The sequence below is a fragment of the Streptomyces sp. KR55 genome (assembly GCF_052245645.1).
GTDB lineage: Bacteria > Actinomycetota > Actinomycetes > Streptomycetales > Streptomycetaceae > Streptomyces > Streptomyces flavusporus.
Map to the genome: position 1 here is coordinate 1 of NZ_JBQQCE010000290.1, position 12,233 is coordinate 12,233.

Annotated in this window: 11 protein-coding genes and 1 pseudogene; 11 read left to right on the forward strand and 1 reads right to left on the reverse strand. The window is 71.3% G+C overall.

Annotated features, from left to right (window positions below):
• The 4 genes from ACTWQJ_RS33310 to ACTWQJ_RS33325 all read left to right on the forward strand — a co-directional run.
• Positions 1–1,637, forward strand: a 1,637-nt coding sequence (locus tag ACTWQJ_RS33310) for a S41 family peptidase (RefSeq protein WP_443310226.1), incomplete at its 5' end; no start/stop codon positions are given.
• A 217-nt stretch (positions 1,638–1,854) separates the two neighbouring features.
• On the forward strand, positions 1,855–2,208 hold the full coding sequence (locus ACTWQJ_RS33315) for a histidine triad nucleotide-binding protein (RefSeq protein ID WP_443310227.1): 354 nt from the start codon (positions 1,855–1,857) through the stop codon (positions 2,206–2,208).
• 6 nt (positions 2,209–2,214) lie between these two features.
• On the forward strand, positions 2,215–3,120 hold the full coding sequence (locus ACTWQJ_RS33320; RefSeq protein WP_443310228.1) for a ribonuclease Z: 906 nt from the start codon (positions 2,215–2,217) through the stop codon (positions 3,118–3,120).
• Positions 3,121–3,140: 20 nt separating this feature from the next.
• A complete protein-coding gene (locus ACTWQJ_RS33325; RefSeq protein WP_443310229.1) occupies positions 3,141–4,133 on the forward strand; it encodes an adenosine deaminase in 993 nt (330 codons plus the stop codon).
• 198 nt (positions 4,134–4,331) lie between these two features.
• Here the strand turns inward: ACTWQJ_RS33325 and ACTWQJ_RS33330 are convergent, their stop codons facing one another.
• Entirely contained in the window at positions 4,332–5,588 is a 1,257-nt protein-coding gene (locus ACTWQJ_RS33330) for an MFS transporter (RefSeq protein ID WP_443310230.1), read from the reverse strand.
• 272 nt (positions 5,589–5,860) lie between these two features.
• Between ACTWQJ_RS33330 and ACTWQJ_RS33335 the strand changes: the two genes are divergently transcribed.
• The 7 genes and pseudogenes from ACTWQJ_RS33335 to ACTWQJ_RS33365 all read left to right on the forward strand — a co-directional run bounded on the left by ACTWQJ_RS33335 (position 5,861) and on the right by ACTWQJ_RS33365 (position 12,224).
• The gene (locus ACTWQJ_RS33335) at positions 5,861–7,165 is read left to right on the forward strand and encodes a glucarate dehydratase family protein (RefSeq protein WP_443310231.1); all 1,305 of its coding nucleotides are present in this window, start codon (positions 5,861–5,863) and stop codon (positions 7,163–7,165) included.
• Between the two features lie 101 nt (positions 7,166–7,266).
• Positions 7,267–8,397 (forward strand): annotated as a pseudogene (locus ACTWQJ_RS33340) (carbohydrate kinase family protein).
• A gap of 164 nt (positions 8,398–8,561) precedes the next feature.
• Entirely contained in the window at positions 8,562–9,635 is a 1,074-nt protein-coding gene (locus ACTWQJ_RS33345) for a PhoH family protein (protein ID WP_443310232.1), read from the forward strand.
• A gap of 12 nt (positions 9,636–9,647) precedes the next feature.
• Positions 9,648–10,145 carry an rRNA maturation RNase YbeY gene (gene ybeY / locus ACTWQJ_RS33350; protein ID WP_224738738.1) on the forward strand — a complete coding sequence of 166 codons (498 nt, stop codon included), beginning with the start codon at positions 9,648–9,650 and terminating at the stop codon, positions 10,143–10,145.
• A complete protein-coding gene (locus tag ACTWQJ_RS33355; protein WP_443310233.1) occupies positions 10,142–11,449 on the forward strand; it encodes a hemolysin family protein in 1,308 nt (435 codons plus the stop codon). Before ybeY ends, ACTWQJ_RS33355 begins: the two co-directional genes overlap by 4 nt.
• The gene (locus ACTWQJ_RS33360) at positions 11,446–11,805 is read left to right on the forward strand and encodes an MmcQ/YjbR family DNA-binding protein (protein ID WP_443310234.1); all 360 of its coding nucleotides are present in this window, start codon (positions 11,446–11,448) and stop codon (positions 11,803–11,805) included. The genes ACTWQJ_RS33355 and ACTWQJ_RS33360 overlap by 4 nt, the downstream gene beginning before the upstream one ends.
• A gap of 65 nt (positions 11,806–11,870) precedes the next feature.
• The gene (locus ACTWQJ_RS33365; RefSeq protein WP_443310235.1) at positions 11,871–12,224 is read left to right on the forward strand and encodes a cytidine deaminase; all 354 of its coding nucleotides are present in this window, start codon (positions 11,871–11,873) and stop codon (positions 12,222–12,224) included.
• Positions 12,225–12,233: the final 9 nt, after the last annotated feature.

Consider the following 12,233-nt stretch of genomic DNA (forward strand, 5'->3'; position numbering starts at 1 on the left):
TCGGCCCGCAGCGGCACGGCCGCCCCTTCGGGACGCCAGACAAGGACGAGGCGCCCGGCAGCGAGGGCACCCCGACGACCCGGATCGACCTCGAGGGGCTCGCCGACCGGATCGTGCCGTTCCCGGTCGAGGCCGGCCGCTACTCCAACCTGCGCGCCGCGAAGGACGGTGTGCTGTGGCTGCGGCACCCCGTGCAGGGCGTCCTCGGCTCCTCCCGGGCCACCCCGGACGACCCCGACCCCAAGACCGAGCTGGAGCGCTACGACCTCGCCCAGCATCGTCTGGAGCATCTCGCCGCCGACGCCGACCACTTCGAGGTCAGCGGCGACGGCAAACGCGTCTTGCTGTGGACCGACGGCCGGCTGAAGGTCGTCCCCAGCGACCGGCGTGCCTCGAACGACGACGACAGCGACACCAACGTCACCGTCGACCTCGGCCGGGTACGGCAGATCATCGACCCGGCGGCCGAGTGGCGGCAGATGTACGAGGAGACCGGCCGCATCATGCGGGACCACTTCTGGCGGCCCGACATGAACGGCGTCGACTGGGACGGCGTCCTCGACCGCTACCGGCCGGTCCTTGAGCGCATCGCCACCCACGACGACCTCGTGGACCTGCTGTGGGAGGTTCAGGGCGAGCTCGGCACCTCCCACGCCTACGTCATGCCGAACGGCGGCTACGGCCACGGGTCCCGCCAGGGACTGCTCGGCGCGGACATCTCCCGGCACGCCGACGGCAGTTGGCGCATCGACCGGATCCTCCCCTCGGAGACCTCCGACCCCGACTCCCGCTCCCCGCTCGCCGCGCCCGGCGTCGCGGTGCGCGCCGGGGACGCCATCGTGGCCGTGGCCGGGCGTGCGGTGGATCCGGTGACCGGGCCGTCGCCGCTGCTCGTCGGTACGGCCGGCAGGCCCGTCGAGCTGACCGTCTCGCCGTCCGGCGGCGGCGAGGTGCGGCACGCGGTGGTCGTGCCGGTCGCCGACGAGGAGCCGCTGCGCTACCACGCCTGGGTCGCCGACCGGCGGGCCTACGTCCACGAGCGGTCCGGCGGCCGGCTCGGCTACCTCCACGTGCCCGACATGCAGGCGCCGGGCTGGGCGCAGATCCACCGGGACCTGCGGGTGGAGGTGGCCCGGGAAGGGCTCGTGGTGGACGTACGGGAGAACCGGGGCGGCCACACCTCCCAACTGGTCGTCGAGAAGCTGGCCCGGCGGATCGTCGGCTGGGCCGTGCCGCGTGGGATGCGGCCGTACAGCTATCCGCAGGACGCGCCGCGCGGGCCGGTGGTCGCCGTCGCCAACGAGTTCTCCGGCTCCGACGGCGACATCGTGAACGCGGCGATCAAGGCGCTCGGGCTGGGGCCGGTGGTCGGCACCCGTACCTGGGGCGGTGTCATCGGCATCGACAGCCGCTACCGGCTCGTCGACGACACGCTGATCACTCAGCCGAAGTACGCGTTCTGGCTGGAGGGTTACGAGTGGGGCGTGGAGAACCACGGCGTGGACCCGGACGTGGAGGTCGTGCAGCGACCGCAGGACTATGCGGCGGGGCGCGACGCGCAGCTGGACGAGGCGGTGCGGATAGCGCTGGCGGCGTTGGAGGAGGCGCCCGCGAAGGTACCGCCGAGTCTGCCGTGACCGTGCGCTGAGGCTGGGCGGGGGGTGGGTCGCGCAGCCCGGCGCGACGGGGGGCCTCCCCCACTCTCGGCTTCGCTCGAGCGGGGGGACCCCCATCGCCCACCCGTGCCGCCCTGGGGGTCCCCCCAGGCCCTTAAGGCACTGGGGGAGGCACGACTGCCCGCAGCTGCGGCGACGATACGATGCCCCCGTACACCGCCCAACCCCCGGAGGGAACATGGCAGGGGAACCGCAGGACGACTGTCTGTTCTGCAAGATCGTTGAGGGGCACATCCCGGCGACGATCATCCGTGAGACGGAGACCATCGTTGCGTTCCGGGACATCAACCCCCAGGCGCCCACGCACGTCCTGGTGATCCCCAAGGCCCACTACCGGGACGCCGCCACACTCGCCGCCGCCGCGCCGGAGCTCGCCGCGGACGTGCTGCGCGAGACGCAGGCGGTCGCGGACGAGGACAAGCTGGAGTCCTACCGCGTCGTGTTCAACACCGGCACCGGTGCCGGTCAGACCGTCTTCCACGCCCACGCCCATGTCCTGGGCGGCCGCGGCATGGAATGGCCCCCCGGGTAAGTCGCCGTGTCCGTACGTGAACTGGTGGTCCTCGGCACCGCCAGTCAGGTTCCCACCCGGCACCGCAACCACAACGGCTATCTGCTGCGCTGGGACGGCGAGGGCATCCTGTTCGACCCCGGCGAGGGCACCCAGCGTCAGATGCTGCGCGCCGGGGTCGCCGTCCACGACCTGAACCGGATCTGCGTCACGCACTTCCACGGCGACCACTCCCTCGGCCTCGCCGGAGTGATCCAGCGGATCAACCTCGACCAGGTGCCGCACCCGGTCACCGCGCACTACCCCCGCTCCGGACAGCGCTTCTTCACCCGGCTCCGGTACGCCACCGCCTACCGGGAGACGGTCGACCTCACCGAGGCGCCGGTGCACCGGGACGGCGATCTCGCGGTGACGTCGTCGTACACGCTTCAGGCCCGCAAGCTCTCCCACCCCGTCGAGTCCTACGGTTACCGGCTGATCGAGCCCGACGGCCGCCGTATGCTGCCCGACCGGCTCGCCGCGCACGGCATCAAGGGGCCGGACGTGGGGCGGCTCCAGCGGGAGGGAGTGCTCGCGGACGTCCGTCTGGAAGACGTGAGCGAGGTGCGCCGCGGACAGCGGTTCGCGTTCGTCATGGACACCCGGCTGTGCGACGGGGTGTACGCGCTCGCCGAGGATTGCGACATGCTCGTCATCGAGTCGACGTTCCTCGACGAGGACATCGAACTCGCCGTGGAACACGGGCACCTGACGGTGGGTCAGGCAGCGCGGGTGGCCAAGGAGTGCGGCGTACGGCACCTCGTCCTCACCCACTTCAGTCAGCGCTACTCCGAACCGGACGAGTTCGAGCGGCAGGCGCGGGCGGCCGGGTTCGAGGGGGAGCTGAGCGTGGCGCACGACCTACAGAGAGTGCCGGTTCCGAAGCGTCGGTGAAACGCCCGTACGATGCTTTGATGCCCCTCCCGAAAGCCGAACTGCACCTCCATATCGAAGGCACCCTGGAGCCCGAGCTCGCTTTCGAGCTCGCCGCACGCAACGGTGTGACCCTGCCGTACGCGGACACCGACGAGCTCCGCGAGGCGTACCGGTTCGAGGACCTCCAGTCCTTTCTGAACCTGTACTACGAGCTCATGGCCGTTCTGCGCACCGAGCGGGACTTCGAGGATCTCGCGAACGCCTACCTCGCCCGCGCCGCCGCGCAGGGGGTGCGGCACGCGGAGATCTTCTTCGACCCGCAGGCGCACATCGTGCGCGGGGTGGCGATGGGGACCGTGGTCGAGGGGCTCCGGCGGGCACTCGACCGCAGCCAGGAGACGCACGGGATCTCCACCCAGCTGATCATGTGCTTCCTGCGGGACGAGTCCGCCGAGTCGGCGATGGAGACGCTGGACGCCGCCAAGCCCTACCTGGACCGGATCACCGGTGTCGGGCTGGACTCCGCCGAGGTCGGGCATCCGCCGGTGAAATTCCGCGAGGTGTACGAGGCGGCCGCCGCCCTCGGGCTGCGGCGGGTGGCGCACGCCGGTGAGGAGGGGCCGCCGGAGTACATCATCGAGGCCCTGGACGTGCTCGGCGTCGAGCGGATCGACCACGGCCTGCGCTGCCTGGAGGACCCGGCCCTGGTCGAACGGCTCGTGCGCGACCGCGTCCCGCTGACGCTGTGCCCGCTGTCCAACGTGCGGCTGCGTGCCGTGGACGTCCTGGAGCAGCACCCGCTGCCCGCGATGCTCGACGCCGGCCTGCTGTGCACGGTCAACTCCGACGACCCCGCCTACTTCGGCGGCTACGCCGACGACAACTTCGACGCGGTGCGCCAGGCCCTCGGGCTGGACGAGGAACAGCTGCGCGAGCTGGCCCGCAACTCCTTCCTCGCCTCCTTCCTGGAGCACGACGAGGAGCGGCGGGCGCGGTATCTCGCGGAGGTCGAGGCCTACGAGTTCCGCTGATCCTTAGGGCCTGTCCGGCGGATCATGCCGCAGACGCGGGGCTTGGCACGCCCTCCCCCCACTCTCGGCTTCGCTCGAGCGGGGGACCCCCATCGCGTCGCCGCCCTCCTCCGCCTTGCAGCTGGACGCACCAAGCCCCGCTCACCTGCGCCGATGAGTCACCGTCGCTTTCCTGCGACCTGGTCCGCCGAACAAGCCCTAGTCCGTTGCGGACCCCGCTGCGGCGAATGCCTGCCGGGGGCCTGCCGTGTCGTAGGCCGAGCGGTCGGCGGGGAGGGACGGGGCGTCCACCGGGATCTCCAGCACGTCCATGACCGGTGCGGGGCGCGTCGCGCGCAGCGCCACGGCCGTCATCGGGACGGCGATCACCAGCAGCCCGGCGGCCAGGGCCAGGCCCATCGCCGGGAAACCCGCCTGTGCCGAGAGGACGCTGCCGGTCAGCGGGCCCGCCGCCGTGCCGAGCGATGACGCCGAGCCGACGAGTACCGCCCAGCGGCCGCGAGGGTCGAGCGAGGCGGCGAGGCCGATGACGTAGGAAAGGACGATCGGGTAGAGGGCGTTCCAGGCGATCTCGCCCGCCGCGAACGTCGTCAGACCGGTCGCCGAGGCGCTGACGGCGATGCAGCCCGCGATGAGGCCGGTCCCCGCGCCGATGGGCAGCGCATGTCCGAGCCGCGGCCCCAGCGCCCCGGCGCCGATCACGCCCAGCAGCCCGGCGCCCAGTCCGACCGCGAAGACGACGCCGACGGTCGCCTCCGTCAGATGCGCCTGGGTCAGACCGATCCGCCCGCTGACACCCCAGAGGGAGTTCTGGGCCATCGACCAGCAGGGCATCGCGGCGGCCAGCACGAGACCCGAGCGAAGGTGAGGGAGACGGGGCCGGTCGTGGCCGCTGCCGTGCTGCGGGGGCGGCGTCCCACGGACGGCGAGGCGGCCGGTGAGTGGCCAGACCGCCAGCGCCGTCAGGGCGATCGCGGCCAGGGGCAGGCCGTGCCCGGGGCCGAGATGGGGGACCGTCAGATAGACCGCGCCCGCCAGCGCGGAGACGCTGAGCAGTCCGAGGGTGGTGGTGCGGTGCGGCTCGCGCCGGCCGGCGATGCCGGTGGCGGCGACCGCGGTAGCCGTACCCGAGCCGAATCCGCCGATCACCGCGCCGGTGACGACGGCCCAGACGGTGGTGGTCAGGGCGGCGCCGCCGTAGCCGAGGACGGCGAGAGCGAGGCCGGCGCGGGCGAGGGTGCGGGGGCCGAGCCGGTCGACCCGGGATGCGAGCAGGAAGCCCGCCGACGCCGAACTCAACAGCAGGGCACTGCCGATCGCGCCCGCCTGGGTGGCGGAGACGGACAGTCCGGAGTCGAGTCGGCCGACGACCGTCGGCAGCAGATACGGGGCGAGGTACCCGGCCGCGAAAAGGGCGACGAGGGGCCAGGGCGTGGTGGTGCGGGGGGCGAGCACGGGCGTTCCAGGGCATGCGAAAGGAGCGGCACAAAAGGGGGGATTGGGCGACGACCGTCGACGGACAGGAACGCGCGGGCAATTTGTATCAAGCGGGGGGTGGGGCGAGGGAGGGCGGGGGGTGTGATCTGTGACACGTTCTGTTTGGGGTGGAGGAGGGCGGGTAAACATGGGCGCTCCCACCGGCTCATGCCGGTTCACGGCCCGCTGCCGCCATTGACGCCCGCTGTTCGCCTATCTAATCTCCATTCCCATACGTGTATGACGTCTGCATGGGGGAACCGCCTGTGAACCTCGCCGTTACGGACGTACGGCTGACCCCGATCCTGGTGGCCGACCCGCCCCTGCTCAACACCCAGGGCGTCCACCAGCCGTACACGCCCCGGCTGATCGTGGAGGTCGTGACGGCCGACGGGATCACCGGACTCGGTGAGACGTACGGCGACACCAAGTACCTCGAGCTGGCCCGGCCCTTCGCTGCTGAGCTGATCGGCCACCAAGTCACGGATGTGAACGCCCTGTTCACCATCGCCGACGAGGTGGCCGTCGATCAGTCCCGGGTCTCCGGCCAGGTCGACGTCGGCGGGCTGCGCGGCGTCCAGACCGCCGACAAGCTGCGGCTGTCCGTCGTCTCGGCGTTCGAGGTGGCGTGTCTGGACGCGCTGGGCAAGGCGCTCGGCCTGCCCGTGCACGCGCTGCTGGGCGGCAAGGTGCGGGACGCCGTCGAGTACAGCGCGTACCTCTTCTACAAGTGGGCCGGCCACCCCGAGGGCGTTCCCGCCGAGAAGGACGACTGGGGTGCCGCGCTCGATCCGGCCGGAGTCGTCGAGCAGGCGCGGAAGTTCAAGGAGCGGTACGGGTTCACGTCGTTCAAGCTCAAGGGGGGTGTCTTCCCGCCGGACGAGGAGATCGCCGCCGTACGCGCGCTCGCCGAGGCCTTCCCCGGGCACCCGCTGCGGCTGGATCCCAACGGCGCCTGGTCCGTTGCGACCTCGCTGAAGGTGGCGAAGGAACTGGCGGACGTCCTCGAGTACCTGGAGGACCCGGCGCTGGGCACGCCCGCGATGGCCGAGGTCGCCGCCGGGACCGACGTGCCGCTCGCCACCAACATGTGCGTGACCACGTTCGCCGAGATCAAGGAGGCGTTCACGAAGGACGCCGTTCAGGTCGTCCTCTCCGACCACCACTACTGGGGCGGGCTGCGCAACACCCAGCAACTCGCCGCCATCTGCCGCACCTTCGGGGTGGGGGTGTCGATGCACTCCAACACCCACCTCGGGATCAGCCTTGCCGCGATGACCCAGGTGGCATCCACCGTCCCCGGCCTCCACCACGCCTGCGACTCCCACTACCCCTGGCAGTCGGAGGACGTGCTCACCGAGCGACTGGTCTTCGACGGCGGCAAGGTCACCGTCTCCGACGCCCCCGGCCTCGGCGTCGAACTCGACCGTGACCGACTGGCCCTCCTGCACCGACGGTGGCTCGACGACGACGGCACGCTGCGGGACCGCGACGACGCGGCGGCGATGCGGGTCGCCGACCCGCAGTGGCGTACGCCGTCCGTCCCTCGCTGGTAGACGCATGTGACGACCTGACCCGCCCCTCCACCGGACCGTGGGCCCCTTGTCAGTGGTGTGGTGCACACTGGCCAGATCAGCACCACGTCAGGGAGCGCACCGTGACCGCGTCCACCGGAGAGGGGCCGACGCCCGTCGCACACGGATCGAACTGCCACGCCCACGTCGACCCCCTGGCCGCCGTGCGCACGCCGGACGACCCGCCCTGGGACGTCTATCTCACGGGCACGGTCTTCCTCGACATCGTCTTCACCGGGCTCGACTCCGCCCCGGTGCGCGGGACCGAGACCTGGGCGCGCGGGATGGGGTCGAGCCCCGGCGGCGTCGCCAACATGGCGACCGCGCTGGCCCGGCTCGGCCTGCGGACGTCCCTCGCGGCGGCCTTCGGCGACGACCACTACGGCGACTACTGCTGGGACGCCCTGGCCCAGGGCGAGGGCATCGACCTCACCCCGTCACGCACGGTGCGCGGCTGGCACTCCCCGGTCACCGTCTAGATGGCGTACGAGGGCGAACGCACGATGGTCTCCCACGGTCACGAACCGCCCCCCGAGGAGCCTGCTCCCGACTGCCCGCCACGTGCCCATGCCGCCGTCGCCTCGCTCACCCCCGGCAAGCGCGCCTCCTGGATCGCGCAGGCCGCGAGCCAGGGCAGCCGCATCTTCGCCGACGTCGGCTGGGACGAGACCGGCGCCTGGGACCTGGCCGGCCTCGCCGACCTCGAACATTGCGAGGCGTTCCTGCCGAACGCCGAGGAGGCGATGCGCTACACCCGCACCGCCTGCCCGCGCGCCGCCGCGCAGGCCCTCACCGAGCACGTACCGGTCGCCGTGGTCACCCTCGGCGCGGAGGGCGCCTACGCGGTGGACCGGCGCACCGGAGAGAGCGCCGAGGTCCCGGCGATCGACGTGGAGGCGCTGGACCCCACCGGCGCGGGTGACGTCTTCGTGGCCGGTTTCGTCACCGGCACCCTCGCCGGCTGGCCGCTCGCCGACCGCCTCGCCTTCGCCGGCCTCACGGCAGCCCTCTCCGTGCAGGAATTCGGGGGGTCCCTGTCCGCCCCCGGCTGGTCCGAGATCGCCGCCTGGTGGCGCCGGGTGCAGTCGTTCGACGACCAGGACCCGGCGGCGCTGCGCCGGTACGCGTTCCTGGAGGAGCTGATCCCCGCCACCGCCCGACCGTGGCCGCTGCGCCGCGCGGTCCCGACGATCGGCTTCGGCCGGTCGGTCTGACGCCGGTCGGTCCGACACCGGTGTCCCGGACCCGGTGTGCCGCACAGCGCACGGAAAAGTCCTACGGCGATGTCAGTCGTCCGGCGTACTCTGGAAACCGCCAGGCCGCCCTTGTGGCAGGCGAGTCGTATCGAGGAGGACGTGCAGGCCTTAAGCGCCGGCCCATGACTCAGACACCCACAGCTCACACCCCCGCGCAGGGGCAGGCGAGAGCACAGTTCACCGTCCCCGCCCAGCACCCCATGGTGACGGTGCTGGGGTCCGGCGACTCCCTACTGCGCGTGATCGAGAAGGCCTTCCCGGCGGCCGACATCCACGTCCGGGGCAATGAGATCAGCGCGGTCGGACCCGCGGCGGAAGTCGCACTCATCCAGCGCCTGTTCGACGAGATGATGCTGGTGCTCCGCACCGGGCAGCCGATGACGGAGGACGCAGTGGAACGCTCGATCGCCATGCTCCGGGCCAGTGAGAACGGGGAGGGACCGGAGGAGACCCCGGCCCAGGTGCTCACCCAGAACATCCTGTCCTCGCGCGGCCGCACGATCCGCCCCAAGACCCTCAACCAGAAGCGGTACGTCGACGCGATCGACAAGCACACGATCGTCTTCGGCATCGGCCCCGCCGGCACCGGCAAGACCTACCTCGCGATGGCCAAGGCGGTGCAGGCCCTGCAGTCCAAGCAGGTCAACCGCATCATCCTGACCCGCCCGGCGGTCGAGGCCGGCGAGCGCCTCGGCTTCCTGCCCGGCACCCTGTACGAGAAGATCGACCCCTATCTGCGCCCGCTCTACGACGCGCTGCACGACATGATCGACCCGGACTCCATCCCTCGCCTGATGGCCGCCGGGACGATCGAGGTCGCGCCGCTCGCCTATATGCGCGGCCGTACGCTCAACGACGCCTTCATCATCCTGGATGAGGCCCAGAACACGAGCCCCGAGCAGATGAAGATGTTCCTCACCCGCCTCGGCTTCGACTCGAAGATCGTGATCACGGGCGATGTGACGCAGGTCGACCTGCCGAACGGCACCAAGTCCGGCCTGCGCCAGGTGCAGGAGATCCTCGAGGGCGTCGAGGACGTCCACTTCTCCTGGCTGTCGTCCCACGATGTCGTCCGGCACAAGCTGGTGGGCCGTATCGTCGACGCGTACGAGAAGTACGACGACAAGCACGGCACGGAGAACGGCACGTACAAGGGCCGTGGCAAGACCGGCGCCAAGGGCTCCAAGGGGAAGTAGACCAGCACGACCATGTCGATCGACGTCAACAACGAGTCCGGAACCGAGGTCGACGAGCAGGCGATCCTCGACATCGCCCGCTACGCGCTCGCACGGATGCGCATCCACCCGCTCTCCGAGCTCTCGGTGATCGTCGTGGACGCCGACGCCATGGAGCAGCTGCACATCCAGTGGATGGACCTGCCGGGACCCACCGACGTCATGTCCTTCCCGATGGACGAGCTGCGCCCGCCGTCCAAGGACGACGACGAGCCCCCGCAGGGCCTCCTCGGCGACATCGTGCTCTGCCCCGAGGTCGCCGCGAAGCAGGGCGCCGAGGCACCGACGCAGCACACCATGGACGAGGAGCTCCAGCTGCTCACCGTCCACGGTGTGCTGCACCTGCTCGGGTACGACCATGAGGAACCCGACGAGAAGGCCGAGATGTTCGGCCTCCAGGCCGCCATCGTGGACGGCTGGCGCGGGGAGAAGGGCCTGACGGGCCCGTCCCCGGCCCCGACCGTGTCATGAGCCTCCCGCTCGTCACCGGCGCCGTCGCCCTGGTCGTCGTCGCCTGGCTCGCCGCCTGCGCGGAGGCGGGCCTCGCGCGCGTCTCCAGCTTCCGCGCCGAGGAGGCCGTACGGTCCGGGCGGCGCGGCAGCGCCAAGCTCGCCCAGGTCGCCGCCGACCCGACCCGCTACCTCAACGTGGCGCTGCTGGTCCGCGTCGCCTGCGAGATGGCCGCCGGCTCGCTCGTCACCTACGCCTGTCTGACGGAGTTCGACGCCACCTGGGAGGCCCTGGTCGTCGCGATCGGGGTGATGGTCCTGGTGTCGTACGTCGCCGTCGGTGTCTCCCCGCGCACCATCGGCCGCCAGCACCCGCTGAACACGGCGACCGCGGCGGCGTACGTCCTGGTGCCGCTGGCCAGGATCATGGGCCCGATCCCGTCCCTGCTCATCCTCATCGGCAACGCGCTCACCCCCGGCAAGGGCTTCCGCCGCGGCCCCTTCGCCTCCGAGGCGGAGCTGCGCGCCCTGGTCGACCTCGCCGAGGCGGAGTCCCTGATCGAGGACGAGGAGCGCCGCATGGTGCACTCGGTCTTCGAACTGGGCGACACCCTGGTCCGCGAGGTCATGGTCCCGCGCACCGACCTGATCGTCATCGAGCGCTACAAGACCATCCGCCAGGCCCTCACCCTGGCGCTCAGGTCCGGCTTCTCCCGCATCCCGGTCACCGGCGAGAGCGAGGACGACATCGTCGGGATCGTGTATCTGAAGGACCTGGTCCGCAAGACGCACATCAGCCGGGACGCCGAGTCCGAGCTGGTGTCGACGGCGATGCGGCCCGCGTTCTTCGTGCCGGACACCAAGAACGCCGGCGACCTGCTGCGCGAGATGCAGAAGGAGCGCAACCACGTCGCCGTCGTCATCGACGAGTACGGCGGCACGGCCGGCATCGTCACCATCGAGGACATCCTCGAGGAGATCGTCGGCGAGATCACCGACGAGTACGACCGTGAACTCCCGCCCGTGGAACCCCTCGGTAAGGACCGCTACCGGGTCACCGCCCGCCTCGACATCGGCGACCTCGGCGAGCTGTACGGGCTGGAGGCCTACGACGACGAGGACGTGGAGACCGTCGGCGGGCTGCTCGCCAAGGCCCTCGGCCGGGTGCCCATCGCCGGGGCCTCCTCCGTCGTCGAACTGCCCGACAGCCGGGAGCTGCGGCTGACCGCGGAGGCCGCGGCCGGCCGCCGGAACAAGATCGTGACCGTGCTGGTGGAGCCGGTGACCCTGGTGGATCCGCCGGAGGAGGAGACGAGGCCGGAGTGACGCCCCAGGAGCTGCGCGCGTTCTGCCTGTCCTTCAACGCCGCCGTCGAGGACTTCCCGTTCCGCCCGGAGATCTCGGTGTTCAAGGTCCTGGGCAAGCTGTTCGCCCTGACCACTCTGGACGCGCGCCCGCTCACGGTGAACCTCAAGTGCGACCCGGAGGACGCGGTCCGGCTGCGCGCCGAGCACCCCGGACTGATCGTCCCCGGCTACCACATGAACAAGCGCCACTGGAACACCGTCACCGTCGACGGCGAACTCCCGGACCGTCTGGTCCGGGAGCTCATCGAGGACTCCTACGACCTGGTCGTGGCCGGTCTGCCGCGCGCCGAGCGGCTCCGCCTCGACCGGCCCTGACCGCCTCTGGCCGCCTCTGACCGCCCCCTGACCACCGGGGACACGTTTCTTCGTATGCTCAGGGCATGACCGACAGCAACGCGCTCGACCCCGAGGACCGCAAGATCGTCACCCTGGCCCGCTCGGCCCGGGCCCGCAACGGCGTCCCCGAGGGGGCTGCCGTACGGGACGAGACGGGGCGTACGTATGTCGCCGGGACCGTCGCCCTGGACTCGCTGAAGCTCAGTGCCCTGCAGACGGCGGTGGCGATGGCGGTGGCGTCGGGGGCGGAGTCGCTGGAGGCGGCGGCGGTCGTCACCGAGGCGGAAGCCGCGTCCGCGGAGGACCGGGCGGCGGTACGGGACCTTGGGGGGCCTCAGACGCCGGTGCTGGTGGCCGGGCCTGACGGGGTTGTGCGGCTGACCGTCTCAGCGGGCTGAGGTCTCCCT

Excerpts from the sequence above, each read along its gene's own strand:
- ACTWQJ_RS33355 (WP_443310233.1), top strand. The coding sequence starts at position 10,142 with ATGAGCCTCCCGCTCGTCACCGGCGCCGTCGCCCTGGTCGTCGTCGCC.
- ACTWQJ_RS33325 (WP_443310229.1), top strand. The coding sequence starts at position 3,141 with ATGCCCCTCCCGAAAGCCGAACTGCACCTCCATATCGAAGGCACCCTG.
- ACTWQJ_RS33335 (WP_443310231.1), top strand. The coding sequence starts at position 5,861 with ATGGGGGAACCGCCTGTGAACCTCGCCGTTACGGACGTACGGCTGACC.
- ACTWQJ_RS33345 (WP_443310232.1), top strand. The coding sequence starts at position 8,562 with ATGACTCAGACACCCACAGCTCACACCCCCGCGCAGGGGCAGGCGAGA.
- ybeY (WP_224738738.1), top strand. The coding sequence starts at position 9,648 with ATGTCGATCGACGTCAACAACGAGTCCGGAACCGAGGTCGACGAGCAG.
- ACTWQJ_RS33315 (WP_443310227.1), top strand. The coding sequence starts at position 1,855 with ATGGCAGGGGAACCGCAGGACGACTGTCTGTTCTGCAAGATCGTTGAG.
- ACTWQJ_RS33365 (WP_443310235.1), top strand. The coding sequence starts at position 11,871 with ATGACCGACAGCAACGCGCTCGACCCCGAGGACCGCAAGATCGTCACC.